At 54.6% G+C, this 25892-nt stretch carries 29 protein-coding genes, 1 other RNA gene and 7 pseudogenes; 22 read left to right on the top strand and 15 right to left on the bottom strand.

The genetic code is table 11. The annotated features are described in order from the left end of the window. Positions 1 to 59 precede the first annotated feature (59 nt). The 4 genes from MMC1_RS13295 to MMC1_RS22390 all read left to right on the top strand — a co-directional run bounded on the left by MMC1_RS13295 (position 60) and on the right by MMC1_RS22390 (position 1428). Entirely contained in the window at positions 60 to 560 is a 501-nt protein-coding gene (locus MMC1_RS13295) for a crossover junction endodeoxyribonuclease RuvC (RefSeq protein WP_011714204.1), read from the top strand. Next, a complete protein-coding gene (locus MMC1_RS13290) occupies positions 557 to 775 on the top strand; it encodes a hypothetical protein (protein ID WP_011714203.1) in 219 nt (72 codons plus the stop codon). Before MMC1_RS13295 ends, MMC1_RS13290 begins: the two co-directional genes overlap by 4 nt. Next, on the top strand, positions 768 to 1175 hold the full coding sequence (locus MMC1_RS13285) for a DUF6362 family protein (protein WP_011712908.1): 408 nt from the start codon (positions 768 to 770) through the stop codon (positions 1173 to 1175). The genes MMC1_RS13290 and MMC1_RS13285 overlap by 8 nt, the downstream gene beginning before the upstream one ends. A gap of 130 nt (positions 1176 to 1305) precedes the next feature. Next, positions 1306 to 1428, top strand: a complete 123-nt coding sequence (locus MMC1_RS22390) for a hypothetical protein (RefSeq protein WP_265101274.1) — start codon at positions 1306 to 1308, stop codon at positions 1426 to 1428. A gap of 107 nt (positions 1429 to 1535) precedes the next feature. On the opposite strand, the pseudogene tnpC reads toward MMC1_RS22390, so the two are convergent. Then, a pseudogene (gene tnpC, locus MMC1_RS13280) lies at positions 1536 to 2633 on the bottom strand (IS66 family transposase); the annotation flags it as partial. A gap of 69 nt (positions 2634 to 2702) precedes the next feature. On the opposite strand from tnpC, the pseudogene MMC1_RS22010 reads away from it, so the two are divergent. The 5 genes and pseudogenes from MMC1_RS22010 to MMC1_RS13250 form a co-directional block, all read left to right on the top strand. Next, positions 2703 to 2822 (top strand): annotated as a pseudogene (locus MMC1_RS22010) (transposase); the annotation flags it as partial. Positions 2823 to 2951: 129 nt separating this feature from the next. Continuing rightward, positions 2952 to 4415: an IS4-like element ISMasp2 family transposase gene (locus MMC1_RS13270; protein WP_011714201.1), complete on the top strand. Its 1464-nt coding sequence runs from the start codon at positions 2952 to 2954 to the stop codon at positions 4413 to 4415. Between the two features lie 2 nt (positions 4416 to 4417). Then, positions 4418 to 5439, top strand: a pseudogene (locus tag MMC1_RS13260) (IS3 family transposase); the annotation flags it as partial. Between the two features lie 50 nt (positions 5440 to 5489). Next, a pseudogene (locus MMC1_RS13255) lies at positions 5490 to 6158 on the top strand (IS66-like element ISMasp5 family transposase); the annotation flags it as partial. Between the two features lie 383 nt (positions 6159 to 6541). Continuing rightward, positions 6542 to 7396, top strand: a complete 855-nt coding sequence (locus MMC1_RS13250; RefSeq protein WP_049757690.1) for a glucosamine inositolphosphorylceramide transferase family protein — start codon at positions 6542 to 6544, stop codon at positions 7394 to 7396. Here MMC1_RS13250 and MMC1_RS13245 read toward each other — a convergent pair. From MMC1_RS13245 to ssrS, 6 genes and pseudogenes are all read right to left on the bottom strand, one after another. After that, positions 7380 to 8492 (bottom strand): glycosyltransferase, encoded by a 1113-nt coding sequence (locus MMC1_RS13245; protein ID WP_011714197.1) that lies wholly within the window; start codon positions 8490 to 8492, stop codon positions 7380 to 7382. The genes MMC1_RS13250 and MMC1_RS13245 overlap by 17 nt on opposite strands. 289 nt (positions 8493 to 8781) lie before the next feature. Next, positions 8782 to 9075: pseudogene (locus tag MMC1_RS13240) on the bottom strand (IS4-like element ISMasp2 family transposase); the annotation flags it as partial. A gap of 21 nt (positions 9076 to 9096) precedes the next feature. After that, a complete protein-coding gene (locus MMC1_RS13235; RefSeq protein WP_011714195.1) occupies positions 9097 to 10164 on the bottom strand; it encodes an IS630 family transposase in 1068 nt (355 codons plus the stop codon). Between the two features lie 49 nt (positions 10165 to 10213). Next, positions 10214 to 11392: pseudogene (locus tag MMC1_RS13230) on the bottom strand (IS4-like element ISMasp2 family transposase); the annotation flags it as partial. Between the two features lie 46 nt (positions 11393 to 11438). Then, the gene (locus MMC1_RS13225) at positions 11439 to 11909 is read right to left on the bottom strand and encodes a hypothetical protein (protein WP_041641242.1); all 471 of its coding nucleotides are present in this window, start codon (positions 11907 to 11909) and stop codon (positions 11439 to 11441) included. Between the two features lie 29 nt (positions 11910 to 11938). Further along, positions 11939 to 12130: non-coding RNA, 6S RNA (ssrS, locus tag MMC1_RS21295), on the bottom strand. 276 nt (positions 12131 to 12406) lie between these two features. Here ssrS and MMC1_RS13220 point away from each other — a divergent pair. Both MMC1_RS13220 and MMC1_RS13215 read left to right on the top strand, forming a co-directional pair. After that, positions 12407 to 12970: a hypothetical protein gene (locus MMC1_RS13220; RefSeq protein ID WP_011712983.1), complete on the top strand. Its 564-nt coding sequence runs from the start codon at positions 12407 to 12409 to the stop codon at positions 12968 to 12970. Beyond that, positions 12963 to 14321 carry a site-specific DNA-methyltransferase gene (locus MMC1_RS13215; protein WP_011712984.1) on the top strand — a complete coding sequence of 453 codons (1359 nt, stop codon included), beginning with the start codon at positions 12963 to 12965 and terminating at the stop codon, positions 14319 to 14321. Before MMC1_RS13220 ends, MMC1_RS13215 begins: the two co-directional genes overlap by 8 nt. Before the next feature lie 33 nt (positions 14322 to 14354). Here the strand turns inward: MMC1_RS13215 and MMC1_RS13210 are convergent, their stop codons facing one another. The 4 genes from MMC1_RS13210 to MMC1_RS13195 form a co-directional block, all read right to left on the bottom strand. Further along, positions 14355 to 14543 (bottom strand): hypothetical protein, encoded by a 189-nt coding sequence (locus tag MMC1_RS13210; protein ID WP_011712985.1) that lies wholly within the window; start codon positions 14541 to 14543, stop codon positions 14355 to 14357. A gap of 99 nt (positions 14544 to 14642) precedes the next feature. Then, positions 14643 to 15344, bottom strand: coding sequence for a DUF3489 domain-containing protein (locus MMC1_RS20295; protein ID WP_011714192.1), 702 nt, complete (start codon positions 15342 to 15344; stop codon positions 14643 to 14645). A gap of 52 nt (positions 15345 to 15396) precedes the next feature. After that, complete coding sequence (locus tag MMC1_RS13200) at positions 15397 to 15780, bottom strand: hypothetical protein (RefSeq protein WP_011713684.1); 384 nt, start codon at positions 15778 to 15780, stop codon at positions 15397 to 15399. Positions 15781 to 15806: 26 nt separating this feature from the next. After that, positions 15807 to 16004: a hypothetical protein gene (locus MMC1_RS13195; RefSeq protein WP_011714191.1), complete on the bottom strand. Its 198-nt coding sequence runs from the start codon at positions 16002 to 16004 to the stop codon at positions 15807 to 15809. Between the two features lie 94 nt (positions 16005 to 16098). Here MMC1_RS13195 and MMC1_RS13190 point away from each other — a divergent pair, with 94 nt between their 5' ends. Continuing rightward, positions 16099 to 17955 carry a phage terminase large subunit family protein gene (locus MMC1_RS13190; RefSeq protein WP_011714190.1) on the top strand — a complete coding sequence of 619 codons (1857 nt, stop codon included), beginning with the start codon at positions 16099 to 16101 and terminating at the stop codon, positions 17953 to 17955. Here the strand turns inward: MMC1_RS13190 and MMC1_RS13185 are convergent, their stop codons facing one another. Further along, positions 17956 to 18210 carry a DUF1841 family protein gene (locus tag MMC1_RS13185; protein ID WP_143711430.1) on the bottom strand — a complete coding sequence of 85 codons (255 nt, stop codon included), beginning with the start codon at positions 18208 to 18210 and terminating at the stop codon, positions 17956 to 17958. Positions 18211 to 18272: 62 nt separating this feature from the next. Here MMC1_RS13185 and MMC1_RS13180 point away from each other — a divergent pair, with 62 nt between their 5' ends. Beyond that, on the top strand, positions 18273 to 18488 hold the full coding sequence (locus MMC1_RS13180) for a phage head-tail joining protein (protein ID WP_041640929.1): 216 nt from the start codon (positions 18273 to 18275) through the stop codon (positions 18486 to 18488). Continuing rightward, positions 18488 to 19972: a phage portal protein gene (locus MMC1_RS13175; RefSeq protein ID WP_011714188.1), complete on the top strand. Its 1485-nt coding sequence runs from the start codon at positions 18488 to 18490 to the stop codon at positions 19970 to 19972. Before MMC1_RS13180 ends, MMC1_RS13175 begins: the two co-directional genes overlap by 1 nt. A gap of 5 nt (positions 19973 to 19977) precedes the next feature. Here MMC1_RS13175 and MMC1_RS13170 read toward each other — a convergent pair whose 3' ends face one another. The 3 genes and pseudogenes from MMC1_RS13170 to MMC1_RS13165 all read right to left on the bottom strand — a co-directional run bounded on the left by MMC1_RS13170 (position 19978) and on the right by MMC1_RS13165 (position 20508). Further along, positions 19978 to 20184, bottom strand: a complete 207-nt coding sequence (locus MMC1_RS13170; RefSeq protein ID WP_227665327.1) for a type II toxin-antitoxin system YafQ family toxin — start codon at positions 20182 to 20184, stop codon at positions 19978 to 19980. Next, a pseudogene (locus tag MMC1_RS22550) lies at positions 20159 to 20254 on the bottom strand (type II toxin-antitoxin system YafQ family toxin); the annotation flags it as partial. The gene MMC1_RS13170 and the pseudogene MMC1_RS22550, both read right to left, overlap by 26 nt. Then, a complete protein-coding gene (locus MMC1_RS13165) occupies positions 20251 to 20508 on the bottom strand; it encodes a type II toxin-antitoxin system RelB/DinJ family antitoxin (protein ID WP_041641240.1) in 258 nt (85 codons plus the stop codon). The pseudogene MMC1_RS22550 and the gene MMC1_RS13165, both read right to left, overlap by 4 nt. Positions 20509 to 20591: 83 nt before the next feature. Here MMC1_RS13165 and MMC1_RS13160 point away from each other — a divergent pair, with 83 nt between their 5' ends. The 8 genes from MMC1_RS13160 to MMC1_RS13120 are packed head-to-tail and all read left to right on the top strand — an operon-like array spanning position 20592 to position 25887. Then, positions 20592 to 21896 (top strand): S49 family peptidase, encoded by a 1305-nt coding sequence (locus MMC1_RS13160; RefSeq protein WP_041641239.1) that lies wholly within the window; start codon positions 20592 to 20594, stop codon positions 21894 to 21896. A 14-nt stretch (positions 21897 to 21910) separates the two neighbouring features. Further along, a complete protein-coding gene (locus MMC1_RS20290; protein WP_011712992.1) occupies positions 21911 to 22576 on the top strand; it encodes a head decoration protein in 666 nt (221 codons plus the stop codon). Between the two features lie 2 nt (positions 22577 to 22578). Beyond that, positions 22579 to 23592: a major capsid protein gene (locus MMC1_RS13145; protein ID WP_011712993.1), complete on the top strand. Its 1014-nt coding sequence runs from the start codon at positions 22579 to 22581 to the stop codon at positions 23590 to 23592. 2 nt (positions 23593 to 23594) lie between these two features. Then, on the top strand, positions 23595 to 23912 hold the full coding sequence (locus tag MMC1_RS13140; RefSeq protein ID WP_011714185.1) for a head-tail joining protein: 318 nt from the start codon (positions 23595 to 23597) through the stop codon (positions 23910 to 23912). Next, positions 23912 to 24172 (top strand): hypothetical protein, encoded by a 261-nt coding sequence (locus tag MMC1_RS13135; protein WP_041640933.1) that lies wholly within the window; start codon positions 23912 to 23914, stop codon positions 24170 to 24172. The genes MMC1_RS13140 and MMC1_RS13135 overlap by 1 nt, the downstream gene beginning before the upstream one ends. Positions 24173 to 24183: 11 nt before the next feature. Next, positions 24184 to 25101, top strand: a complete 918-nt coding sequence (locus tag MMC1_RS13130; RefSeq protein ID WP_011712996.1) for a hypothetical protein — start codon at positions 24184 to 24186, stop codon at positions 25099 to 25101. Between the two features lie 2 nt (positions 25102 to 25103). Beyond that, positions 25104 to 25475 (top strand): hypothetical protein, encoded by a 372-nt coding sequence (locus MMC1_RS13125; RefSeq protein WP_011714184.1) that lies wholly within the window; start codon positions 25104 to 25106, stop codon positions 25473 to 25475. A gap of 1 nt (position 25476) precedes the next feature. Continuing rightward, positions 25477 to 25887, top strand: coding sequence for a phage tail terminator protein (locus MMC1_RS13120; protein WP_011714183.1), 411 nt, complete (start codon positions 25477 to 25479; stop codon positions 25885 to 25887). Positions 25888 to 25892: the final 5 nt, after the last annotated feature.

The raw sequence follows: 25892 nt of genomic DNA, 5'->3' as shown, positions 1-25892 counted from the left end.
GGTGAGCTCCGCCAAGACCTGCACCACCGTCCTGACCACATCAGCCAACGGAGGAAGATATGGCTACTCAGAGTTTGCCCCATCGGGGCGCAGATGGAAACGGGGCAGTTTTAGCCCTGGACCTTGGTACCCAGATGGGATGGGCGCTGTACCACCCCGATGGGACCATCACCAGCGGCACGGTGTCGTTCAAGCTGGGCCGGTTTGAAGGGGGTGGTATGCAATGGGTCAGGTTCAAAGCCTGGCTGGCTGAGATGCACTTCACCAGCGATGTAGGTCAGATCCTGTTCGAGGAGGTGCGCAGACACAGCGGGGTTGGGGCTTCACATGTCTATGGGGGATTCCTGGCCCATCTTACCGCATGGGCAGAAAGCTCAGAGGTGCCCTACCAGGGGGTGCCGGTTGGGACGATAAAAAAACACGCGACTGGCAAGGGCAACGCCAGCAAGGCCCAGGTTATCCATGCCATGAAGCGTCTGGGGCACAATCCAGCCGATGACAACGAGAGTGACGCACTTGCCCTTCTGCACTGCGTGCTAGGGCAGGGAGGCACGCGATGAACGGCGGACCCAATATGCCCCGCAGCCCCTTGGCCCGGTTTCAGGGCAGCCAAGTGGATGTGGATGAGCAGAAGCGCAACGGGTGGAATCGCCATGGCATCCTGGTGGTGTCGCATGACGACAATCGCCTCAGCTGGCCAGAGCGAGAGTTGGTCAAGCAACTGGGGGATCGGCTTTATGGCCAAAATCGTCGCAAGGGGGTGTGTCATGCGTGAGCAGAAATGGGATGCTCCAGCTGTAGCAAAACGGTTAGAAGAGGCAGCGTTCACGATGAAGCGGTTGCCTGTGAAGGGACTCAAGCCTGAGGAGGTTCGTTCTGCTTGGCCGGAGGTGATCCATGAATTTTACGATGCCTACGGTTGGGGTACGGCAGAGGCTAGGCTGGGACCTCCTTCCCCAGCTGCCATCGACCGCCTTGATGAGGTGATGGGGTGGTTGGAATGGCTTGAGCCGGATCATCGGCGCTTGGTTTGGTACCGTGCCGAAAGGGTGCCTTGGAAATTGCTCATGCGGCGATTTGGTCGCGCCAGATCAACGCTTGCAGCACATTGGAAGTCAGCCATTTTCCAAGTCGTGGCTGTGCTTAACCAAGGAAAACGTGTCCGGACGTTTTAGTTCCAGACACGATCGGCAGATTTTGGTAGTATTAGCGCTATAGTCGGGCAGAAGACCCGCATCGCACGAAACACGAGAAACCCACCCCGGGGCAACCTGGCGGTGGGTTTAGCCGTTTATGGGGGTAGAGATGGGAACTTCACTGCTGATGGTGGCTACGGTGGCTGGGTCGCTGATCATCGGGCTTTTTGCCGTGGCCATGATGGGCGTGCTGTTACGCATCCTGCTCGGAGGGGGTGAAGAGCATGTCTGAACAGCATTGGCCACATTTCTCCCATGCTGAACTGCAATGCCATTGTGGCTGTGGCCGGTCGGTGATGGACGAGCGTTCCATGGTAAGCGCCCATTTCTCCCCATCAACTACCCTATCGGTTCAGCAGCAGATTTCAAATTCCACGGGAGCAACAGGTCGAACTCATCCACGGTTTGCGCTGTGGCGAGGCCCTCAAAGACCTTTGTAAAATACTCGAAGGGCTCCCAACCATTGGCTTTGGCCGTTTCGATCAAACTGTAGAGGTTTGCCGAGGCCCTTGCACCTCGAACAGAGTTGCTGAAAAGCCAATTTTTCCTGCCAATCACAAAGGGGCGAATGGCATTCTCGGCTCTATTGTTGTCAATTTCCAGGCGTCCATCATCCAAATATCGAATCAGAGATGACCACTGATTGGTCAGATATCCCATCGCTTCGCCGAGTTTGCTTTTCGGTAACACCCCTGCTCGATTATCTTCCAGCCAGGTTTTCAACTCATCGATAATGGGGCGGGAACGCTCCTGGCGCACCTTGTAACGTCGCTCTGGAGTAGCCTCTTCCTCACGCAGATCTTTTTCCACAGCGTACAGTTTCCGGATCAGCGACAGAGCCTGCCCAGCCTTGCCCATCTTGCCTTTTTTGGATTTTCCCAACGCTTTGATCGCCTCGTCAAATTGACGACGGGCATGCGCAAAACACCCCATCAGGATCACATCTTCCTGCGCACCCACACCCAGATAACCTGCATACCCATCCGTTTGCAGCCAGCCTTTATAGCCCGCCAACAGCCGTTTCGGAACCTCGGCACCGCGTGTGGGATCGTAATCAAACAAAATCACCGGACTACCCGGAGGACCACCTCGCTGTACCCACATATAGGAGTTACTGGCTGCAACTTTATCTTTTTCCTTAAGCACTTGAACCGTTGTTTCATCCATCTGCAGGATATCGTAATCCAGCATCTTGTCCCGCATCAGATTGATCAACGGCTGCACCAGTTGGCCGCACTGGATCATCCAATTGGCCAGCGTGGTTCGACAGACATCAATCCCTGCACGGGTCAGAATGGCGCCCTGTCGATAGAGCGGTAACCCATCGGCATACTTGGATACCGCCACATGGGCCAATAGAGCAGCTGTAGCCAACGCCTTGGGAATGGGACGTTTGGGTGCAGGGGCCGTCTTCACGCCCTGTTTGCAATGAGGACAGAGGTGGTACCCATTTTTAGGACAGTCAGCTAAGGTGAAGTTTCGCACTTTGAACAAATGGAGTTTGAGATGGCGAAACGTAAAAATCACTCTGCCCAATTCAAGGCAAAAGTTGCTATGGAAGCGATCCGAGGAGAGCAGACTTTAGCTGAACTGGCGACTAAACACGGTATTCATTCTACCTTGCTCAAGTTTCGCAGTTCGTTGACCGCTCAATTGGGCTGATATTTGCCAACCAAATCAAGGGCAAAGCTGCCTCGTATATGCTATAATTCTGGTGTCGAATCAGTCAGATAGCTCAGGGACGAGGCCAGCTTTATGAATCAGCATAACAGGGAACAGGCTACTGTGCCTACCCCCATGATTGACGAGATCAAAACCCAATCCTTTGGAGTATTCGGCGTAGATAATGCTATCGTCGATTTTCTCCAGGAAATTGGCTTCCAGGCGATATTCAATCGGCGCGGATGGAGCAAACGAACGGGGAAGGATCTTCCGACGCTGATCATGTTACTGATCCTGCATCCTCTGCTGAAGGTGCCGTCCATTCACCTTTTTTGCCGCGATCACTTTCTGTCGGTCTTCGCGGTAGGCAAGGATACCTTCTACCGGTTGCTCCAATGCCAATTTCCATGGCGGAATGCGCATTGGGCGCTAATCAAAAAGTTACTACCCCAGTGGCGAACGCTGGATCTCGGCCCCGGCTACCTTGTTGCCGATACCACCGTCAAAGAGAAGCGTGGTGATCGTATTGAAGGTGTTTGCTGGCATCATGACCACAATACCGGCCGCTCGGTTGCAGGTTTTGAAGCAGCCCACTTGGTCTGGGTTAACAAGCAGGGAACCTTGCCACTGGATGCCGCTTTGCGTTTTTCAAAGCGGCCTCTGATCAGCAATCTGCTCCACATCCTCAGTTACCGGTTCGATTGTCGCTCACATCTTGGACGGCGTTACCGTGAGGCGGCCAAGATGTCTAAGCTTGATCAGACTGTCGACATGGTTGCCAGAGCCATTCAAGCTGGGATTCCGGCCCAGTATTTTCTCGCCGATGCTTGGTACTCATCGGTTAAGTTCGTCAAGAAAATCCTGGATCTGGGCGTGGTCCCCCTGATCCGATGGAAGCGCAACAACACCAAGTTCCTATTCCAGGGCGAGAGACTGACCAGCGTCGAACTTTACACCCGGTTTGCCAAGGGCAAAATCAGGAAAGCTAAGGGGTCCAAGCGCTTCAAAGGAACCTTCCTAGATGCAGAGCACCCCGAAATCGGCCTTATACGTCTGTTCTTCGTCCGGCTGATCGATCCGAAAACCGGCTCGAAGGAGTGGGCCGTCTTTCTGACCACAGACCGGTCAATGGGGCTGTCAAATATGATCGAGCACTACGCCAACCGCTGGGGAATCGAAGTTTTCTACAAGGAATCCAAACAGCACCTTGGTTTCCTTAATGAATCCGTCCGATCCTTCGAAGCAGTCATCGCCTGCCTACACTTAGCTGCCATGCGCCATGCTGTTCTCTCCAGCATGGTGGCGATCAAAGGCAGCCAGCGGGATCAACTCTCCCACAATCTGGCCGCTTTGACCTATGCCCGAAAGCTCTGGCATACCTTCCGCGCCATCTTCAATGATGCCCTTGGCCGAACATCCATTCTTGAAAATCACCAAAAAAACGAGGTAATTGAACTCTTTGAACAGGAGGTCGAGGCTTGGCTCAGCAAGGCATTGATGCTCGATCCCCTTGGTTCACAACGTCAAATTCTAGCCGAAACGAACTGCGAAACTTGAGTACCTTGGTTACAAAGTGGAAGAAGGCTGCTATAGATGGTCTGACCGATACGTTCACAGGAAAGAACGCTAAGAATGAAAAAGAACATGAGGATGAGGTGCGTGATCTTCACGCCAAGATTGGCCAGTTGACGGTGGAGAATGATTTTTTAAAGAGAGCCTTCGGACGATGAGCCCCGCCCGGAGGAAGGAAATGATCAAGCCTGATCACCCACGGCTCAGCATTCTACGACAGTGTGCGCTCGTCAGTCTCAGTCGATCCTCATTCTACTATCAAGAGAAAGGCGAAAGTCCTCTCAACCTGAAACTGATGGAGTTGATTGATAGGCAGTTTATGGAGACCCCCTTCTATGGGGCTCGTCAAATGGCTCGTCATCTTCGTAATCATGAGGGCTATTGTGTTGGGCGCAAGAAGATATGCCGATTAATGGCCAAGATGGGATTGGTCCCGATATATCAAAGGCCTCGCACGACCAAACCTCATCCAGAACACGTCAAGTACCCATATTTATTACGGGATCTGGTGATAGATAAGCCCAATCAGGTCTGGTGTACTGACATTACCTATATTCCGATGCGGAGAGGGTTTCTCTATCTGGTTGCGATTATGGATTGGCATAGTCGCTGTGTACTCTCCTGGCGACTCTCCAATACGATGGAGGCCGATTTCTGTGTTGAGGCCTTGGAGGAGGCTTTAAACAAGTTCGGAAAGCCAGAGATTTTCAATACGGATCAGGGCAGTCAGTTTACCAGCCAGAGTTTCACTGAGACACTCAAAGAGGCTGATATAAAGATATCTATGGACGGCAAAGGAGCATGGACGGATAATGTGTTTATTGAGCGTCTCTGGCGTTCTTTGAAGTATGAGTGTGTTTACCTGCATGCCTTCGAGACAGGTTCAAAAGCTCATCATGGAATCGGCCATTGGATCCAGTTCTATAATGAACGTAGGCCACATTCATCTTTAGGCGGCTTGTCCCCCAACTCGGTCTACGAAACTGAGCTGTGGAGTGAGGCTGCATAACCGAGAGGCTTCACCTAAGAAACGGCTGTTTGCTGTCCAAAAAATGGAGCCACTTCTGGCTTTGGGTTTTCGCGACGGCCAATACAGTCTTGTTTTGCGTGGGACCTCGGACACGGCAAATGGTCATGGATATCCTGACCGAGGAATTCGCGGGCTGGCTGATGAGCGACGGACTCATGAACTACCGGACTTTTTCAAAGCGGCTGCGTTGCTGGGCACACCTGATCCGGAAGGCCAAAGGGTTGTCGGTAAGCCTGGATAAAGAGACCAAACGATTCGGCTCCAGGGTATTGGAAGTCCTGGAATACATGGTCGAAGAGGTCAAAGACGGATCGGATCCGCCTGCTGCCGCGTCGATTTTGGAAGATTTCCAGGGATACTGCGAAATATACAGAGATTATCCCCCGTCCGAGAAGGTTCGCAGCCTTGCCGTTGAGCTTCTCAATGACTGGGATGTCATCTGGCTACCCTTGAGATCTCCGGGGTTGCCACTGACAAACAATGATGCTGAACGTGCGCTGCGCCACTGGGTCATCGCGCGTTTAATCAGCCACGGAACTCGTACGGCAGAAGGGAGCCAAGTATTGGGTGTGCTGGCTAGCGTCATCGAAACTTGTCGATTGCGGAACGTGTCCCCCTGGGACTATCTTGCTAAGGTGATTGCTGAACGGAGAAAGGGAAACCCCGTACCACCGTTACCGGCTCCAGTAACCGCTTGATATCGGGGTCTCTGAACGGTTACGTCTTAAGAGTGATGCGGTTACTGGAAATGCTCTCCATAGTGGAGAAAATGATAGAGCCAAATCAGCTTGATGTCAGCAGAGTTTAGAAGGTCGGCTTTTTTGCTTTTCTCGCCCGGAGGGCGTAATGTTCGAAAAGAGGTTCATATCTGAGCCTCAAAACAGGGCTTGAGAATCGCAAAAGTCTTGCGGTGAACCTCACTCTGCTCTTCTCCTGTTTTTGGAGCGGATTGGGTCAAGAGAGGTCTTCTGCTGAAGTGTCGTGATTATCAACCTTCCCGGGGAGACAGCCATGGCTGCACCTATGCATGGGACACGAAAAAAAACAGGGACAGCCTATACCCTTTTTCCAGAGAATATTCATGCAAAAACAGAGCAACTGGTCCATTGGAATTTTTTCCGGTCCCGATCCCTTTACACTGCGACCGTTCCACTCTGACATGCCTAGTCTGGATGCCTCCCATTGCGGTGCTGACCAAGCTAAATTTGTGGCGGACCCCTTTCTGTGGCCCCATGAAGGACGCTGGTATCTGTTTTATGAAGCACTCATTAAAGACAAAGGGGTCATCTGCGTCTCAAGCAGCCATGATCTGCGCAATTGGCACTACGGTGGCATTGCTTTGGAGACCCCTAGCCACCTCTCCTACCCATTTATCTTTGCACTTCAAGGGAATGTGCTCATGATTCCCGAAGACTTAGCCTCGGGTGGTGTGTATCTCTACGTGGCCAAAAAATTTCCCTACCAGTGGGTGGCTGTGGCTAAATTGTTGGACGGCATGCACGCCGATGCCACCCTGTTTCACCATGGGCAACACTGGTGGATGTTAACCTGCCCCACGCCCTATGGAAATGATACGCTCCAGCTATTCTACTCCAAAAACTTGCTCTCCGGGTGGGAACCCCACCCCAGTGGGTGGATCCGTCAGAGTGATCCCCGCTACGCTCGACCCTCTGGACGTGTTTTTCGTCACCAGGAAAAGCTTTATCGTTTAACCCAGAATTGCGAGCCGCACTATGGGCACTCAGTAAACGCTTTTCACATCCAGCAACTGGACCAGACACACTACGTAGAGATTTCTGACCCTATTCCTATCCTGAAGCCATCAGGAAGGGGTTGGAATAGGGATGGTATGCATCATGCCGACCTTCATCAATTGCGGCCCGATCTCTGGATTGCCAGTGTAGATGGTCAATTTACCCTCACATGTCGGGCCTAACCACGGCATCCCAAGCCTGGGCAAATGCTTGGGAGAAGTGCTCCAGCCGATGATGCTTGTTTACCTTCTCAAAGCTGGCCTGGGCACGCATCTGTAAATGATTTGGATCCAGATTGGCCAGATGGCCTACATGGGTGGCGATGGTCTGTACGGAGGTATCGGGCAGGATAAACCCTGCGCCTTGAACATCCACACTGGCTTGCTCTGTGACCACGGGGACCAATCCATGGGCCATAGCGTCCAGGCAACTACTGGCACCAGCCTCTGAGGCAGAAGGAAAGAGCACATAGCCACATTGTGCCAGAAGTTGGGCAAAGGCTGGGGACGCAAGATCCATAAAACCGTATAACTTAATGCGGTTTGTCGTCTTCAATGCTTCGGCATAAACAGCCAAGAACCTCTCTTCCATTGGACAACACACGTGCAAGGTAACATGCTCTTGGTTCAAGAAGGCCTCGATACATAGATCCAGCCCTTTGAGCAACAAACCTGCCCCCCCAATCCACAAAAAATGGGTTCTGGCTTGGGTGTAATCCCGCGGCAACACCTGCTGATTGGGTGTAAAATGAGCGTGGGTTGGGGTACGAAAAATAGGCCCGTTAAAGTGTGCACGATAGGTCTGCATGGTCCACCCGTTCCCGGTACAAAAGATCGCATCACTGAGCATGCTTGAGGCATAATCGGGATAGGGCTTTAAGCGCCTGGGGGGGTAGAGCACCCCATGACGGCGTTGAAAAGCCTGAATACGCTCAAGCTCTGCTACGTTACGCTGGCAGGTGGCGGCACCTGTGGCAAAGTAGATGCGTTTTCCTGCAAATGGTTTGTTAAAACTGCGTTCGAAAGGGTAGCCAAAACCCAACAGGACCTGATACCTGGAGAGATCCCAATCACCCACAAACATGTGATGCAAGACATCAATATCAAACCCTTTATCCGCCATGATCCGGGCCATAGTCATTGCGGTCTGCAAACTCGGATGCGTGGGCCCCAAGTTGGGATTGGCAAAAGGCAGGGTGATGTAGCAAAGTGCGGCTTTGCGACCATGATTGGTTTGATAGAGATTTTCCAGAACTGTTGGCTCTTTAAGTCCGTTCATTCAGATCTGTTTCCAGAACATTACGCCCTCCGGGCGAGAAAAGCAAAAAAGCCGACCTTCTAAACTCTGCTGACATCAAGCTGATTTGGCTCTATCATTTTCTCCACTATGGAGAGCATTTCCAGTAACCGCATCACTCTTAAGACGATCCTCCAGGAGAATTGGGCAGCTTTTCTATCTGTCTATCGCCTGTCCCGATCATTCACAGGAAATATGCCACATTTCTGTATCGTGTAAAAGCCGTTTCTGCGTAAGCGCCACGTAAACTGCTGTCCCTCGTCATAACTTCTCAAGTTTCGCAGTTCGTTTCGGCCAGAATTTGACGTTGTGAACCAAGGGGATCGAGCATCAATGCTTTGCTGAGCCAAGCCTCAACCTCCTGTTCAAAGAGTTCAATCACCTCGTTTTTTTGGTGATTTTCAAGGATGGATGTTCGGCCAAGGGCATCATTGAAGATGGCGCGGAAGGTATGCCAGAGCTTTCGGGCATAGGTCAAAGCGGCCAGATTGTGGGAGAGTTGATCCCGCTGGCTGCCTTTGATCGCTACCATGCTGGAGAGGACAGCATGGCGCATGGCAGCTAGTGTCCCGTGCGGTTAGTCACGTTACAGTTGTTTAGCCCTGTTGACCGCCTCCAGGATAACTTCTGCACTTTGGGTCCAGCGGAATGGTTTGGCTGAGAGGGCGTTGTGCTCATTGATGATGCGGTGGATCTCCCGGCGCAGGTCCTCGACGCTGGTGAAGACGCCTCGGTGGATTGCGCGGCGCTCCAGGGATGAGAACCAGCTTTCCACGGCGTTGAGCCAAGAGGCGCTGGTGGGAGTGAAGTGCAGCTTGAAGCGGGGCCTGGCCTCCAGCCATTGTCGGACCTCCTGGGTTTTGTGGGTGCTGGAATTGTCCAAGATCAGATGTAGGTCCAGTTCCTTTGGAGTGGAGCGGTCGATCTGGCGTAGGAAATCCAGAAACTCCTTGCTCCGGTGGCGTTTGGTGGTGCGCCCCATTACCTCGCCGGTGAGGATGTTGAACGCGGCGTAGAGGTTGGTGGTTCCGTTACGCTTGTAGTCGTGGGTGCGGCGCTCGATCTGGCCGGGCTTCATCGGTAGCTGGGGCTGCGTGCGGTCCAGGGCCTGGATCTGGGTTTTTTCGTCTACGGAAAGGATCAGGGCATTATGCGGTGGATTCATGTACAGGCCCACCACGTCGATTACCTTCTCGGCGAAGTTGGGATCGTTGCTGATCTTGAAGGTCTTGAGGCGGTGGGGCTTAAGCCCGGCGGCCTGCCAGATCTGACGGACCTGCCAAGTGGTGAGGTCGGCGTACTCGGCCATGAGTCGCACGCTCCAGTGGGTGGATTCGCGGGGAATCCTCTCCACCGTTGCTTGGAGCACCGCTTGGATCTGGCCTTGGGTCAGTTTCCTGGGCTGACCAGAGCGCGGCGCATCGGCCAGGCCGTCCACCCCCAGTTCCTGGAAACGTGCGCGCCAGCGGTACACGGTGGGACGGCTGACACCCAGAGTCTTCGCCACCTCGGGTGGTGACAGGCCATCCGCGCTGTGCATAACGATCTGAATGCGGGGGATCAGACTTTGCGGTGTCTTAGAGGCACGAAGCAGCCCCTCAAGGGCTTCACGTTGCTTGCTGGTCAGGTCGAGTGGAGAAGTGTGTTTAGCCATAAAGAATCATAGCATTTCTTCCTCCGCATGTAACGGAACTAACCGCACGGGACACTAGGTGTAGGCAGGCGATGACTGCTTCGAAGGATCGGACGGACTCATTAAGGAAACCGAGGTGCTGTTTGGATTCCTTGTAGAAAACTTCGATCCCCCAGCGGTTGGCGTAGTGCTCGATCATATTTGACAGTCCCATTGACCGGTCTGTGGTCAGAAAGACGGCCCACTCCTTCGAGCCGGTTTTCGGATCGATCAGCCGGACGAAGAACAGACGGATAAGGCCGATTTCGGGGTGCTCTGCATCTAGGAAGGTTCCTTTGAAGCGCTTGGACCCCTTAGCTTTCCTGATTTTGCCTTTGGCAAACCGGGTGTAAAGTTCGACGCTGGTCAGTCTCTCGCCCTGGAATAGGAACTTGGTGTTGTTGCGCTTCCATCGGATCAGGGGGACCACGCCCAGATCCAGGATTTTCTTGACGAACTTAACCGATGAGTACCAAGCATCGGCGAGAAAATACTGGGCCGGAATCCCAGCTTGAATGGCTCTGGCAACCATGTCGACAGTCTGATCAAGCTTAGACATCTTGGCCGCCTCACGGTAACGCCGTCCAAGATGTGAGCGACAATCGAACCGGTAACTGAGGATGTGGAGCAGATTGCTGATCAGAGGCCGCTTTGAAAAACGCAAAGCGGCATCCAGTGGCAAGGTTCCCTGCTTGTTAACCCAGACCAAGTGGGCTGCTTCAAAACCAGCAACCGAGCGGCCGGTATTGTGGTCATGATGCCAGCAAACACCTTCAATACGATCACCACGCTTCTCTTTGACGGTGGTATCGGCAACAAGGTAGCCGGGGCCGAGATCCAGCGTTCGCCACTGGGGTAGTAACTTTTTGATTAGCGCCCAATGCGCATTCCGCCATGGAAATTGGCGTTGGAGCAACCGGTAGAAGGTATCCTTGCCTACCGCGAAGACCGACAGAAAGTGATCGCGGCAAAAAAGGTGAATGGACGGCACCTTCAGCAGAGGATGCAGGATCAGTAACATGATCAGCGTCGGAAGATCCTTCCCCGTTCGTTTGCTCCATCCGCGCCGATTGAATATCGCCTGGAAGCCAAATTCCTGGAGAAAATCGACGATAGCATTATCTACGCCGAATACTCCAAAGGATTGGGTTTTGATGTCGTCAATCATGGGGGTAGGCACAGTAGCCTGTTCCCTGTTATGCTGATCCATAAAGCTGGCCTCGTCCCTGAGCTATCTGACTGATTCGACACCAGAATTATAGCATATACGAGGCAGCTTTGCCCTTGATTTGGTTGGCAAATATCAGCCCAATTGAGCGGTCAACGAACTGCGAAACTTGAGATGAGTTAACAATCTTGCTAAGACATGTCGGGTGGATGGGAATGATGTTTTCACGGTCACGGGCCTGTTTAATGAATTCATCGTATTGAAAAGCTGGAATAATATTGCAAAAACAGTTCTTTACACCAAGACACCAGATATCAATTAAATAGCACCCAAAAGCGAATTCTCCTGTAGCAACTTTTCGACTCAGGATTAAATTTCCTATCCCTCTGTCAAAAAGTGTATCAGCTACAAAACTATCGAAAACGGGCAACTCGGTAGAAGCGGCTAAACGTTGAGCAACTGAGAACATTCCCGAAAGATTACTGTTACTACCGATTTTTTTTCTTTTGTCTTTTTTTCGAGCTAATTTTTTCTGGCGACGTTTTTGATCAACTGACATACATAGCTCCGGGCAGGAGATGGATTCATAACTCCCCCGCAGATGCCGTGGACATGGAACCACATGGCACCCTGAATACAAGGTGGATCCGGTGTGGAGGTCACACACCCGCAGTGGGGAAGACTCCCCAGCCTGGGCGTGAGAGCATCCAACAAGTCCCAGTTCCAAGAACCAAAAGAGTGGGCCAAGGGAACAGTGTCTCACGAGCACCGCAGGGTACGGTTTCAGATTACTCTTGTTGGTTCAAAGCCGCAATTGAAAGCGGTTTGCTGAATTATTTTGGTAGGCGAAAGGATCTGGAAACGAACTTTTTCATGGTTTGTAAGTATTTGAAAAGTAAATAGTTGACAAAATCGCACGGGACCTGGAACGCTGTAAAATCAATGGGTTCCGCGAGAGCGCTTGAGTTGCCTAGCGACAGTAATAAAAACGGGTTCGCGGTTCGCACTTAGGTTCGCACCCATCCACCACAGCACTGAGGAATAGATGAGAGCGCAATGGGCGTTTCCATTCGGCAGTACGCCAAATTGCGCGGCGTCTCTGATGCCGCTGTACGTAAGGCGATCAAGGCCGGGCGCATTAGCAAGGAGCCGGATGGCACGGTAGATCCGGCCAAAGCAGACGCGGCCTGGGAACGAAATACCAATCCCGCTCAGCAGCGCGAAATTTCTGCAAATGGGGGTGCGAACCCCAGTGCAAACCAGACTGCGAACCCTGGGTACGCACCCCCTGCGAACCAACCCCAGAGGTTCGCATCCCAAACACCACCGTCACCACCCCTGAAACAGGGCGCACCGGACTACCAGACCAGCCGGGCCATTCGGGAGGCCTACAGCGCCCGCTTGGTCAAACTGGATTTTGAGGAGCGCTCGGAACAGCTGGTCAGCAGTGATGAGGTGAAGGTGACTGCGTTCAATCTGGCCCGTCGGGTTCGGGATCGGCTCTTTACCATCCCCCATCGGCTCTCCTCGGTGCTGGCATCTGAAAACGATGCCGGAGCGATTGAGGAAAGGCTGGATCAGGAACTGAGAAAAGCCCTTGAGGAATTGAAGCATGAATGAGATCCCTGCCATGGCCGAACGGATTGAACTGTGGCCAACGGATCGGCTGTTGCCCTATGCGGGCAACGCCCGTACCCACAGTGATGAGCAGGTCGCCAAAGTGGCGGCCAGCATGGTGGAGTTTGGCTTTACCAACCCCATCCTGGTGGACGGTAAGGATGGCATCATTGCCGGTCACTGCCGTCTCTCTGCCGCCCAGCGCATTGGCCTGACACAGGTGCCGGTGGTGGTTCTGGACCATCTCTCCGATGCTCAGCGCCGTGCCTATATCCTGGCGGACAATAGGCTGGCGCTGGATGGTGGCTGGGATGAGTCGATCCTGGCGGCAGAGCTTGCTCGGCTTCAGGAGGATGAATTCAATCTCTCCCTGGTGGGATTCACCGATGAAGAGATGCGGGACCTGCTGGACGGCTTTGCAGATGATATGGATGGTGATGGCAGTGGGACTGCTGCGGGGGCCGATGAGGTGGTTCCTGAGCCTCCAGCCAACCCAGTTTCCAAAACCGGTGATCTGTGGATCCTTGGGGAGCATCGCCTCCTATGCGGTAGCAGCCTCAATCCCGAGGATGTGATTCGGTTGATGAACGGTGAGCGGGCCATCCTCTTCGCCACGGATCCTCCCTATCTGGTGGATTACGATGGTACCAATCATCCCGGTTCCAAAGAGAGCCGTAAGCGGGAATCCCTCAATAAGGACTGGTCGGATAGCTACGGCGTGACTTGGGATGACTCCTCCCAAGGGCCTGAGCTCTATGAGGGGTTTATCCGTTCCGCTATCGACCATGCCATTGAGCCCAACGCGGCTTGGTACTGCTGGCATGCCTCCAAACGGCAGGCGATGCTGGAAGCGGTATGGGAAAAAATGGGGGCCTTTCAGCACCAGCAGATCATCTGGAACAAGGAGAAAGGTGTCCTCACCCGCTCCAAGTACCTGTGGAAGCACGAGCCCTGCTTGATGGGCTGGATCAAGGGCAACATGCCGCCCAAGATCAACGGCGCCGAGTTCCTTTCCACCGTCTGGGACATTCGTGGGCTCTCCGGTGAGGAGCGACCTGACCATCCCACGCCCAAACCACTGGACTGTTTCGCCATTCCCATGCGTCAGCATGTGGAACGAGGCGGCCTCTGCTACGAGCCCTTCAGCGGATCTGGTTCCCAGATCATGGCCGGGGAGATGACAGGGCGGCGGGTGCATGCCATGGAGATCTCACCGGTCTATGTGGATGTGGCGGTAAAGCGATTCATTCAAGCCACGGGGAAGATTGTTTATTTGGATGGTTCCGGCGGGAAAAGTTTTGAGGATGTAGCCTTGGAACGGGGTATTGATCTGGAAGCAGAACCGCCCGGCTGATCCGGGTTGGCTCTGGTTGGTGGTGATCGTGATTTAGGCTTGAGCGTCTTCTGCTTCAATCTCTTGAAGCATGTCGCTGAGCCAGCCAAGGTCTCCGTTGCGGCGGTGGATCTCCAAGATCTGCTTGGTCAGGGCGGCCAGCTTCTCAGGAATCTCTGAGTTGTCTTCAACCTCTCGCATGGTGGCGTTCACTTTGGCGTGGATGGTGTCAATTTTAGTCATGGTGCTTCTCCAAGTTGTTGTTTTCTCTTGGATTACACTATCGCTCTAATCGCAGCTATCATCAACTTAAACAGAGCAAAATCAGTCGGTTAATCGTCGTTATTCCGTGATGCGGTAGGTGGTGATTCCATCGACCTTTGCGCGGGTGACGTTGAGCCCCAGCTTTTTCTTCAGAGTGCCGGAGATCGCGCCCCTAATTGTGTTGGAACCCCATCCAGTCTCTTCAGTGATTTGATCCAAGGTAGCTCCTTGGGGGCGCTTCATCATCTCGATCATGGTGGCCTGCTTGGAATTCGCCCTGGTCCCTCTGGATCGGGGCGTTTTGCGTTGTGCTGCTTCAATTCCAGCCTGGAAGGCCGCTTCCAAGGCGCTCTGGACGCCCCAGAAGCTGACGTTATGGAAGTCGAGGCTGTCAGAGTTTCTGGTCTCGAGCGTGTCAATAAAAAGGTGATCCAGGGCGATCCTGCTGAAAATCCCAGCCTCAGGATCATCCGGGGTCTCTGTTTCCTCGGGCTTCTCTCCTGCTGTTTCCTCAGTCATGGTGTCGATGATCTGGTTCTCGACGGGAGGTAGGGCAGGAGGCTCCTGGCCAATAACTTGGTATGCGGCGCTGGTAAGGACCCAGTTGGGGTAGGGTGGGTTGATGCTTACGTTCTCGATCAAGCCTTTGGCTTCAAGGGCGTTGATCACCTTTACCGATGCGCCCCCTTTGATCCGTTCTGGTAAAGGGTTGATCGACCCGTCTGGGCGCTGGGCAGCGGCTTTAAGAATGGTCTGTTGAGTATGAGTGAGGTTAATCATCTCTCTTCTCCTGTTTGTTTTGGCCTGGTTTGTCGCTGAAGACCACTTCTTCTCATCGAGTGGGGTGCTGGATCGCATGCACGGCGTCGTCAATCCAGCTTTTATAGCTTCTGTTTGCCATTCTCTTGGCCAGATGGTCGGTAATGGCTTCAGGGGTAGTTGGCCCGCCCTCAATGAAGCTTAGGTCATCGGCAAGGTGGCGTCCGAAAACGCTGTCCAGAAGGTCTCTGGTATCCTGTGCATCGAGATTGTAGCTGTTTGCAAAGAAGTGGCTGGCGGCCAGCCAAGTCATCTCTTGGTCATAGCCGTTATGTCTGGATGTCCCCCAGAATCCCCAGCTTGGATTGTTGGTAGGTAGAGGCATGATCTGGAGATTGTCCCGGTTGGCAGCGGTCTTAAGGATGGTCCGTTGGGTCGGGCTCAGTTGGATGGTCATGTTCGTTCTCCGTTGTGAGGTTGGTCTCAAAGCCAGTTGTCGCCAATGTGGGGCAGCAGGTCCCCGTCGTTACCGGTGAAGTATTCGATCCCTTCAAAAGCCTCTGGCTGGTCGATGATCACTCCGCCGGTGACGCTGAGGGCGACTCCATACTTGCGGGTGAGTTCTGCCAGCTCTTTGGCGAAGGCTTCAAGGCGTTGTTCCTGGTTCAGTTTCTCGTTCATTTTCAAGCTCCTGGACGTTTGCTTCGTTGGATCTATATAGCCATACCATCGACGTCTCTATCCAGGTAAAAATGATGTAATTTCAACAAATAAGATGGCCTTGTCCGCAGCGCAGATTTACGAAGATGCATTCCTTCAGGGGCTGATGCCCGATCCGCGTCTGACGGTCTCTGAATGGGCCGATGAGCACCGTATGCTGTCATCCGTGGCCTCGGGGGAACCCGGCCCTTGGCGTACCGATCGCACCCCCTATTTGCAGGAGGTGATGGACTCTCTTTCACCCAGTTCCCCCATTGAGCGGGTGGTGGCGATGTTTGGCAGTCAGCTGGGCAAAACCGAGTGTGGCCTGAACTGGGTGGGGTATGTGATCCACCACGCACCAGGGCCCATGTTGATGGTTCAGCCCACGGTGGAGATGGCCAAACGCTACTCCAAACAGCGGGTGGGACCGCTCATCGAATCCAGCTCTGAGATCCGGGAGCGGGTGAAACCGGCCCGATCCAGAGATTCCGGAAACACGGTGCTCTCCAAGGAGTTCCCTGGCGGCATCCTTTTGATGACCGGAGCCAACAGCGCGGTTGGGCTCTCTTCCGCGCCCATCCGTTACCTGTTTATGGATGAGGTGGATCGCTTTCCGGGTGATGCCGATGGCGAAGGGGATCCGGTGGCGCTGGCCATTCAGCGCACGGCGAACTTCTCCAACCGCAAGGTGCTGCTCACCAGCACACCCACCATCAAAGGATTCAGCCGCATTGAAGCGGCCTATGCCGAGAGCGATCAGCGTCAGTTCTGGGTACCCTGCCCAGAGTGTGGTGAATTCCAGGTGCTGACATGGGCCCAGGTGAAATGGCCTCATGGTGAGCGAAAAGCGGCGTATTACCTCTGTCCACACTGTGAATCACAGCTGGCGGATCATCAAAAGGGCTGGATGCTGGAAAATGGTGTCTGGCGAGCGGCGGCAGCAGGGGATGGGAAAACTGCTGGTTTTCACCTCTCCTCCCTCTATAGCCCCCATGGTTGGACCTCCTGGGGGGACATTGCGGTGGAGCATGGTCTGGTGCACAAGGATCCGCCCCGTTTGAAAGTATGGATCAACACCAAGCTGGGTGAAACCTGGGAAGAGGATGCGGATCGTGTTGATGGCGAAGGGCTCATGGAGCGTCGAGAGGCGTGGGGTGCACTGCTCCCTGCTGATGTGGCTGTGCTCACAGCTGGTGTGGATGTGCAGGATGATCGTCTTGAAATTGAAATCGTAGGCTGGGGCCGGGATGAAGAGTCCTGGTCCATCGACTATCGGGTATTGTGGGGTGATCCCTCATCCCCAGCTGTATGGGAAGATCTGGACAACCTGCTCCGTCACCCCCTTGGTCACAGTCGGCAGTTGCCAGATATGACCATCCGGGCCGCCGCTATCGATACCGGTGGTCACCATACCCTGAAGTCCTATGCCTTCTGCCGATCCAGGCAGGGCCGAAGGATCTGGGCTATCAAGGGGCGTGGTGGTCAGGGAGTGCCCATTTGGCCCCGTAAGCCCTCCACTAAGAATAAGGGGAAGGTGCCGCTTTTCATTTTGGGTGTGGATGCCTGTAAAGAGGCGATCCTCTCCCGTCTACGCATTGAAGAGCCAGGACCGGGCTTTCTGCACTTTCCCATGCAACGGGATGGGGACTACTTCAAACAACTCACCGCTGAATCGGTGGTGACCCGTTATCACAAGGGCCGCCCCATTCGGGAGTGGAAGAAGCGGGATTCGGATCGCAACGAGGCGTTGGATTGTCGTGTCTATGCCATGGCCGCTCTGCAGGGGCTGATTGCCATGGGCTTTCGACTGAACCGGGATGTTGAAAAGCTTGCGGAACACCCGTTGAAGGATGCCATAGCCGAGTCGGGTGCCTCACAACCCAAACGCATCAAACCGAAACGACGGGTCATTCAATCGAGTTGGATGTGATTACCCCGGGAGGCGAGGTAATTGGCCCATCAATGCAGCGTGACGATTCGAATCGTAAGGCTGATTGTGCTGGTTGATCATGAACATCTCATGAGCCAGTACGCTGGCCATGAGGCGTTTGGCTTCATCTGCATCAAAACCGCTTTTCTGCAGCCGCTCAAAGGTGGTCCGTGAGATGGCGGGATCGTTGGTTTCAATTTGAGTGGAAATGGCTTGGATCATTCCCTCTCGTATATGTCGGGCCGCAACGTTCATGAGAGCATTCCCTTGCTGGATGGTCAACGAAACCAGAATGCCCTTTGACTGGAGGTATGTCCATGGCCACAGTATCCGAATTACAAGTCCGAAGAGATAAACTCCTGGAGCGTTTGGAATCTCTTCAAACTCGCGTCAGCCATGGGGATAAGACCGTACAGTATGACCTCAGCCAAGCCCGTGAAGCGTTGGATCTATTGGACCGAGAAATAGCCCGTAATGGTGGCAACCGTCGTGTCGCCCGACACCTGCGCGTGCGCAGCAATAAGGATCTCTAATGAAGCTGTTTAAGCGTCTGTTTGGTGGTCCTCCCAAACGCCGGGCAGGATATGAAGGGGCCGCATCTGGTCGGCGGCTGGGTAACTGGCAGCCGGAAGAGGCCGGGATCAATGCCCTGCTGTTTCGCGATGCCACCCTCATGCGTGCACGCTCACGAGACTTGGTGCGCCGTAATGCCTGGGCATCCAACGCTGTAGACTCTCTGGTTGGGAACCTTGTGGGTACCGGTATCAAGCCCCAATCCACGGTAAAAGACCCCCAGATCAAAGCCCAGATTCAGTCTTTATGGCTGGCCTGGACAAAAGAGGCCGATGCCCACGGCATGCTGGGCTTCTATGGCCTTCAGGCTTTGATTGCCCGCGCTATGATCGAGGGGGGCGAGGTGCTGGTACGGCTGCGCAATCGGGATGCCCGTGATGGCTTGTTAGTCCCCCTTCAACTCCAGGTATTGGAGCCCGAACATCTCCCTGCCAGTGACAGCCGGGATCTACCCAACGGGCATCGGGTAAGGGCTGGGATTGAGTTTGACAAGATCGGTCGCCGGGTCGCCTACCATCTGTTTCGGGAACACCCCGGTGAACAGCCCATGCTGTTCAAAGCGGGGGATGTAGTCCGGGTGCCAGGCTCAGAAGTGTGTCACATTTTCAAACCTCTGCGCCCCGGTCAGCTAAGAGGAGAACCCTGGATGGCTCAGGCGTTGGTCCGCCTCCATGAGTTGGATCAGTACGACGATGCGGAGCTGGTGCGGAAAAAGACCGCCGCGCTCATCGCCGGCTTCATCACCAAACCTGACCCCGAGTTGGGCGTTGGCGGTGAGGATGGACAGGACCCGGATGAACAGGGGGCCGTCCCCGTCACCTGGGCTCCCGGCACCATGCAGGTCCTGCTACCCGGTGAGGATGTAAAGTTTTCCGATCCGGCAGACGTGGGCGGTCAATACGGGGAGTTCATGCGCACCCAACTCCGCGCTGTGGCTGTAGGGCTTGGGCTGACTTATGAGCAACTCACCGGCGACCTCACTGGGGTGAACTACTCCTCCATCCGTGCTGGCATGGTGGAGTTTCGCCGCCGCATGGAACAGATCCAGCGCATGGTCTTGATCCATCAGCTTTGCCGCCCTGTATGGGAACGGTGGATGGATCAGGCTGTTTTGTCGGGTGCTTTGCAGCTTCCCGAGTACAGCAAACGCCGCCGTGAATATCTGGCGGTGAAGTGGATACCTCAAGGGTGGACCTGGGTGGATCCACAAAAAGAGATGAACTCCATCATCTGGGCGATCCGGGCTGGTCTGCTCAGTCGGGCTGAAGCAGTCTCTACCTACGGCTATGACATCGAAGAGATCGACCGGGAGATCGTAGCCGATAACAAGCGTGCCGATGAACTGGGGCTTGTGTTTGACTCTGACTCACGGCGTACTTCCCGGTCGGGAGTATCACGGGACAGCAAGCAGAGTGATAAGGAGTTGGTAGATCTGAAAGAGTAAACGCCTCAGCCAAAGAGGTCAGAGTGTGTTCCAAGTCGAGTCAGGATAATGGTTTCTTCTTGCTCATCCACCCAGATCAGTAGCCAATCAGATTCAATATGACACTCCCAGCATCCGTCCCAATTGCCCGTCAGACGGTGGGGGACGAAATCTGCTGGCAAGGGGTTCTCCAGAAGCCAACGTATCAATGACGGATTTAAGCTTACCCAGATCCTTGCCGCGTTTTTTAGCTTTCTTGAGATCTTTCTCAAAGGCCTTTGTGGTCTGGATGATCCTGCTCATTCAACGCTCTTCATTAGCTCATCTACTGAGTTCCAGGTGGTGAGGGCTTCACCTTTACGGGCCTGATTTAGCGCCTCAATCGTTTCTGTATTGGGAATTTTTACCTCGAAGGGTATGCCATGGTGCAGCGCTACTTGGCGATAGAACATCGTGATCGCCTCGGAAGCTGAAATACCAAGTGTCCTGAAAATGTCTTCAGCGGCCTGCTTTGTTTCCAGTTCTACACGGGCCCGAATCATCTCTGTTTTAGCCATTGGTCTCCTCCACTGGTTTAGAGGTTTCATTGTACCCCATATGAGCCACATGAATCCATAATCATCTCTTTGAGGAGCATGTTGTGAATCAGTTACCTCAACTGGCATCCCGAATCCTCGGGACGCCGCTTATGGTCGATCGCGCCCGCTTGGAGACCATCCTCTCGGTGATCGGTCCCCGCGTCGGCCTGGAACCAACGGCCATGCCCAGCGGCTTTGAGCCCAAAAATTACAGCTCTGATTTGATGGTCACGCCTAATGGAATCGCCATCGTGCCCATCCACGGCACCCTGGTGAAACGGGTGGGGGCCGTCGAGGCTGCTTCGGGGCTCATGTCCTACGCATCCATTGAAGAAAAACTGCTGGATGCCGCCACCGACCCAGCCGTGCGAGCAATCCTAATGGATATCGACTCCCCTGGTGGTGAGGTTGGGGGCGTGTTCGATCTGGCCGACATGATCAGTGAAGCGGGGCAGGGCAAGCCCATCTGGGCGCTGGCCGATGACGCTTTCTCTGCTGCCTATCTTATCGCCTCCCAGGCTCATCGGATCATCGTGCCCCAGACTGCGGGGGTGGGCTCCATCGGCGTCATAGCTGTTCATGTGGATGAGTCGGAGAAGGATGCCAAAGAGGGGCGTAGCTACACCACGGTGTTTGCCGGAGCCCGGAAAAATGACTTTTCCACCCACGCCCCTCTCTCTCTAGAGGCCCGGACTAACCTGCAACTGGAGGTAGATCGGCTCTACGGTATGTTCGTCGCCGCCGTGGCGGCAGGTCGCAAGATGCATGAATCGGCGGTGCGTGCCACCGAGGCAGGCCTGTTCTTTGGCGACAAGGCAATCCGGGTTGGTCTGGCTGACCAGGTTGGCACCATCCGGGATGCCCTGGCTGGCCTGTCAATAACTATTGATGCGTCCAAAAAGACCCATTCTCACCGAGCGGCACTGCCGCGGGAACCTGTGTATATGGAGGAAACCATGCCCATGGAAGAAAATCCGGCGGCTGAAACATCTGTTGTCACGTCACGACAATCCCAACCTGACCTTCACGCCAAATCCGACATAATGTCGGATTTGACTGACCAATCTGCGGTATCCAACGTTGTGGACCTAGACAAGGTCCGTGCCGAGCATGGCCAACAGATGCGCAATGAGGCTCAGGCCATTGTCGATCTGTGTGCTCTTGCTGGGATGCCTGATCTGGCTGGCGGTTATATCGCCGAAGGCCAATCTGCCGAAGCGGTGCGCAAAGAGCTACTGGCCAAACGGGCCGATGCTGAGGAGATCCACTCCGAGGTGATGCCTGGTGATGGCACCCGTATGCAGCCCAGACAGAGTCTTGAAACCAACCCGGTTGTGGCCTCCTGCCGCAAACTCGCCGGTCAATAAGGAGGTAGTCAACCATGCCTGCGATTCAACAAGCCAACAATCTTGGGGATGTGCTCAAGTTTGAAGCCCCCAACCTTTATTCCCGAGAGACCGTCACCGTGCTGGGTGGGGTGGGTACCGAACGGGTGCTGCCTGTGGGCACCGTGATTGGTCGCCGTACCAAATCCGAGGTAGCCGCTGCGGCCGATGCGGGTAACTCCGGGGATGGTACCATCGGGACCGTTACCCTGGGATCCCAGGCCGTACCCGGTGTCTACAGCCTCACTTGCATCATCGCCAGCGCCGACAGCGGCACCTTTCAGGTAGTGGATCCCAATGGTCACCGCCTGCCCGATGTGACGGTGGGGATGGCCTATGACACCTCTCACCTGAAATTCACCATAGATGATGGAACCACTGACTTTGTGGTGGGGGATCACTTCACCGTGCTGGTCACCGGGGATAGCAACGTAGTGGCCATGGACCCCACAGCGGTGGATGGCTCTGCTGATCCTATCGGCATCATCGCTCAGCGGGTAGTGGCCTCTGTAGGCCAGGATACCCCAGAGGTGGCCATCCTTCGCCATGCCATTCTGGCTGACCATGCTGTGGTCTGGCCTGAATCCATCAATGAAACACAGAAACTGGGAGCCACGGCGGCCCTTGAGGCCCGGGGCATCCTTATCCGTTTGGGAGTATGATTATGGCTCTTGCCGCAAATCCATTCAATAATGACGCTTTCGGGGCGGTAGCTCTGACAGCGGCCATCAATATTCTGCCCAACCGCTACGGTAAGCTTGAGGGCCTCAATCTGATGCCTTCCAAACCGGTCCGACTGCGCCAGATCGCCATTGAGGAGCGCAATGGGGTGCTCTCCCTGCTGCCTACCGCAGCAGTAGGATCCCCTGGAAGTACCGGTAAGCGCGGAAAACGGCGTATCCGCTCCTTTGTTATTCCCCATATCCCCCATGATGATGTGGTGCTCCCTGAAGAGATTGCCGGGGTGCGTGCCTTCGGCAGTGAAGGGGAGCTTGAGGCGGTCTCCGATGTGCTGGCCATGCATCTGCAATCCATGCGGGATAAACATGCCATCACTCTTGAGCACCTGCGTATGGGGGCTTTGAAGGGAGAGATACTCGATGCCGATGGCTCGGTAATCTACAACCTCTTTGATGAGTTCCAAATCAGCCCTAAAACCATCAACTTTGAATTGGATGACGCTACCACCGATGTGAAGGCCAAATGCCTGGAGCTGAAACGCTATCTGGAGGATAACCTCCGGGGGGAATTCATGACCGGGATCCATGTGCTGGTTTCTCCAGAGTTTATGGATGCCCTGACCGGCCATGCCCGCGTCGAAAGCGCCTATCAGCTTTGGCAGCAGGGGCTGATGTTGCGTAGTGACATGCGCCATGGGTTTGAGTTTGGAGGCGTTATATTCGAAGAGTATCGGGGCCAAGCGACGGATCCCGGTGGTGCCGTGCGGCGCTTTATCGCTGCAGGGGAGGGGCATGCGTTTCCTACAGGGACCAGCCAGACATTCTGTACCTATTTTGCCCCGGCTGACTTCAATGAGTCGGTTAACACCCTGGGGCAGCCGCTCTATGCCAAGCAGGAGCCCCGTAAGTTTGAACGGGGCACCGACCTGCACACCCAGTCCAACCCCCTGCCCATGTGCCACCGCCCTGGCGTGCTGGTCAAACTGACCGCCAGCTGATCATGGCCACCTGGGATGACGGGCTGAATGGTCTCAATGCAGCCTGTATCGAGGTCTTTGGCCAAGCCATCATCCACACCCCCGCTGGCGGGGAGCCATCTGAGCTCTCCGCCATTTTTGATTCCAGCCGTGAGATCACCACCATCGATGCCGTTGGGGTGCCGGTGCAGAGCTATCGACCGGTCATTGAGGGGCGAGAGGCCGACTTTGCCACACGTCCTGCGGTGGGTGATGGGGTGGCGGTCGGTGGGATCAACTACCGCGTCATGGATGTGCAACCCCATGGGGATGGTTGGTTGGCGCTGATTCTTCGGAGGTAATGGTGTCTCTGTTTAAGAAGGTGTTTCCCGAACTGGTGCATGAGGCGGAGAGTCTGCTCATCCGCCGTATTGCCTATGACCTGGATGGCAACCCTGAATACATCGGGCAGGCCAATCCAGGGGCCCTGGATGCTGATGATGCATGGTTTGTCCGGCGCATCGCCTATGAGGGGGGCAATCCGGTCTCCATCCTGTTTGCCGAAGGCTCCACCAAGTTTAACAAGCGCTGGGATCTGCGTGGATCCTATGACTATCGATAGGAGCAACCGTCGTGTACGCACGTTATGATTACAACGCTGGAGCCAGCATCAGCAACATGCTGTCGGATATTGTTGCGCTGCTGACCGGCACCACCGATAAAGCGACGTTGTCGGCATCCTGCAACCAGGCCTCTACCCAGGTTATCTCTCAGGTGGCCGCCGGATGGACCCTGCATGATGCCAGCGCCGGAACCAACATGCAGTGTCTGAAGGCCCCGCTGGCGGATGATGCCAGCGCCTTCAAATATCTGTGTGTGGATCTGAACACCACCGGCTATCTGTTTCCCAAGGTGTATGAAGTATGGGATGCAACGGGTCACGCTGGGACCAATATGGCGAGCACCAGTGACAGCACCAGCTACAACCAACGCATCGATACGAGCAATGGGGGGTCGCTTTATATCTGGGCCTCAGCACGGTTTGTCATGTTTGCCAGCCAGACGGCAGCAGGGTGGGCCAGTACCATCAAACCTGGTCCATCCGGTATTGTGGAACGAACCCGATACTTGCCCTGGGATACCCCGGCCGCCGGGTGGCCGCCGTTTCTGTGGTGCAACCTCGGATATGCCATGTATGGCACTTTGGGTTATTCACCCCGACAGATGCAGAAAGACGAGACCCCTGTCACAGGCACATCAGCGTCACTAACCGCTGGAACGGTCTGTTTCTCAACATTGGCCATGCCTTCGGGCAGTGACCAGAAGGTACCGGATGGTGCCGGTGGTTCCACCATCCCAGCCTGGCCTTTGATGGGCCACAACGTTAACCATATGCCCCTGATGTACGGTGAGATCTCCTCGCTGTGCGATATCTGGGTGATCCCCGACAATATGGCGGCAACCCACGATGTGCTCTCCATGGATGGCAAGCAGTACTCGGTGGTGCAGACCAACGGACCCACCGAATCCATGATCATTCGTAAGGGCTGATCATGGCTGATCTGAATGATCCCGGTTTTGCCCTGGATGGGGCCTGTTGGTCTCTCCCATCTGTGGGTGGTGTTCTGGAGCGATACGGCAGCCATGCGGCACTTCTGGACCATGGCATCTCCTATATGGGAGGCCGTCTGGAGCCAAGGGCAACCTCCAGTATCGCCTATCCGTCAGGTATCCCCCTGATCAGTCTGCTTAACGTACCTATTCCACCGGCCAGTCACTGTCAGGTGCTGACCCAGATCACCCCAGCCTTTCCCCATCGGTTTGGCCCCAGTGATTGCTCGGGTGACGTGGGTACTGCGACCCCCAGCATAGGGGCATGTAAGCCACCGCTGATCTCTGTTCTTCCCCCGCTAATAAGGATCTGAGGTGCAAAATTATTTGCAGGTTGAAGGGCTGATCGTTCAGCGGTTGAAGGATCAGCTTGAGGAAATCCGCGTGCTCTCATCCTGGGGCATGCCGGTGATCCATGAAGAGGCAGAATTACCCCCTACGGTGATTATCTTTCTGGAAGAGGACAAGCCGGGGCCCATTCAGGGCAATCAGCAGAAGGTTGAACAGACCTGGCTCTGTCTGGTGGTAGTGCGGGATTCCGAGAGTGATGCCGGGGCACTGATCAGCCGGGTGATCACTGCGGTGGTGGGCTGGACTCCGGATAGAACCCTCTTCAAACCGCTTCAGCGGACAGCTTCGGCTTATTCACCAGATTACTCACCCAATGGGATCTTCTATTTTCCGTTGGCGTTTGAGACATCGTTTCTATTCAAAACAACGGAGTAAAGACT

This window comes from Magnetococcus marinus MC-1 (assembly GCF_000014865.1).
GTDB classification, from domain to species: domain Bacteria; phylum Pseudomonadota; class Magnetococcia; order Magnetococcales; family Magnetococcaceae; genus Magnetococcus; species Magnetococcus marinus.
The sequence above is the reverse complement of the archived record's forward strand: the minus strand, read 5'-3'. Positions and strand labels throughout refer to the sequence as shown.

What these genes read in the sequence shown, in the direction of transcription:
- MMC1_RS13295 (WP_011714204.1), top strand. Translation starts at nt 60, where the DNA reads ATGGCTACTCAGAGTTTGCCCCATCGGGGCGCAGATGGAAACGGGGCA.
- MMC1_RS13290 (WP_011714203.1), top strand. Translation starts at nt 557, where the DNA reads ATGAACGGCGGACCCAATATGCCCCGCAGCCCCTTGGCCCGGTTTCAG.
- MMC1_RS13285 (WP_011712908.1), top strand. Translation starts at nt 768, where the DNA reads ATGCGTGAGCAGAAATGGGATGCTCCAGCTGTAGCAAAACGGTTAGAA.
- MMC1_RS22390 (WP_265101274.1), top strand. Translation starts at nt 1,306, where the DNA reads ATGGGAACTTCACTGCTGATGGTGGCTACGGTGGCTGGGTCGCTGATC.
- MMC1_RS13270 (WP_011714201.1), top strand. Translation starts at nt 2,952, where the DNA reads ATGAATCAGCATAACAGGGAACAGGCTACTGTGCCTACCCCCATGATT.
- MMC1_RS13250 (WP_049757690.1), top strand. Translation starts at nt 6,542, where the DNA reads ATGCAAAAACAGAGCAACTGGTCCATTGGAATTTTTTCCGGTCCCGAT.
- MMC1_RS13245 (WP_011714197.1), bottom strand. Translation starts at nt 8,492, where the DNA reads ATGAACGGACTTAAAGAGCCAACAGTTCTGGAAAATCTCTATCAAACC.
- MMC1_RS13235 (WP_011714195.1), bottom strand. Translation starts at nt 10,164, where the DNA reads ATGGCTAAACACACTTCTCCACTCGACCTGACCAGCAAGCAACGTGAA.
- MMC1_RS13225 (WP_041641242.1), bottom strand. Translation starts at nt 11,909, where the DNA reads ATGTCAGTTGATCAAAAACGTCGCCAGAAAAAATTAGCTCGAAAAAAA.
- MMC1_RS13220 (WP_011712983.1), top strand. Translation starts at nt 12,407, where the DNA reads ATGGGCGTTTCCATTCGGCAGTACGCCAAATTGCGCGGCGTCTCTGAT.
- MMC1_RS13215 (WP_011712984.1), top strand. Translation starts at nt 12,963, where the DNA reads ATGAATGAGATCCCTGCCATGGCCGAACGGATTGAACTGTGGCCAACG.
- MMC1_RS13210 (WP_011712985.1), bottom strand. Translation starts at nt 14,543, where the DNA reads ATGACTAAAATTGACACCATCCACGCCAAAGTGAACGCCACCATGCGA.
- MMC1_RS20295 (WP_011714192.1), bottom strand. Translation starts at nt 15,344, where the DNA reads ATGATTAACCTCACTCATACTCAACAGACCATTCTTAAAGCCGCTGCC.
- MMC1_RS13200 (WP_011713684.1), bottom strand. Translation starts at nt 15,780, where the DNA reads ATGACCATCCAACTGAGCCCGACCCAACGGACCATCCTTAAGACCGCT.
- MMC1_RS13195 (WP_011714191.1), bottom strand. Translation starts at nt 16,004, where the DNA reads ATGAACGAGAAACTGAACCAGGAACAACGCCTTGAAGCCTTCGCCAAA.
- MMC1_RS13190 (WP_011714190.1), top strand. Translation starts at nt 16,099, where the DNA reads ATGGCCTTGTCCGCAGCGCAGATTTACGAAGATGCATTCCTTCAGGGG.
- MMC1_RS13185 (WP_143711430.1), bottom strand. Translation starts at nt 18,210, where the DNA reads ATGAACGTTGCGGCCCGACATATACGAGAGGGAATGATCCAAGCCATT.
- MMC1_RS13180 (WP_041640929.1), top strand. Translation starts at nt 18,273, where the DNA reads ATGGCCACAGTATCCGAATTACAAGTCCGAAGAGATAAACTCCTGGAG.
- MMC1_RS13175 (WP_011714188.1), top strand. Translation starts at nt 18,488, where the DNA reads ATGAAGCTGTTTAAGCGTCTGTTTGGTGGTCCTCCCAAACGCCGGGCA.
- MMC1_RS13165 (WP_041641240.1), bottom strand. Translation starts at nt 20,508, where the DNA reads ATGGCTAAAACAGAGATGATTCGGGCCCGTGTAGAACTGGAAACAAAG.
- MMC1_RS20290 (WP_011712992.1), top strand. Translation starts at nt 21,911, where the DNA reads ATGCCTGCGATTCAACAAGCCAACAATCTTGGGGATGTGCTCAAGTTT.
- MMC1_RS13145 (WP_011712993.1), top strand. Translation starts at nt 22,579, where the DNA reads ATGGCTCTTGCCGCAAATCCATTCAATAATGACGCTTTCGGGGCGGTA.
- MMC1_RS13140 (WP_011714185.1), top strand. Translation starts at nt 23,595, where the DNA reads ATGGCCACCTGGGATGACGGGCTGAATGGTCTCAATGCAGCCTGTATC.
- MMC1_RS13135 (WP_041640933.1), top strand. Translation starts at nt 23,912, where the DNA reads ATGGTGTCTCTGTTTAAGAAGGTGTTTCCCGAACTGGTGCATGAGGCG.
- MMC1_RS13125 (WP_011714184.1), top strand. Translation starts at nt 25,104, where the DNA reads ATGGCTGATCTGAATGATCCCGGTTTTGCCCTGGATGGGGCCTGTTGG.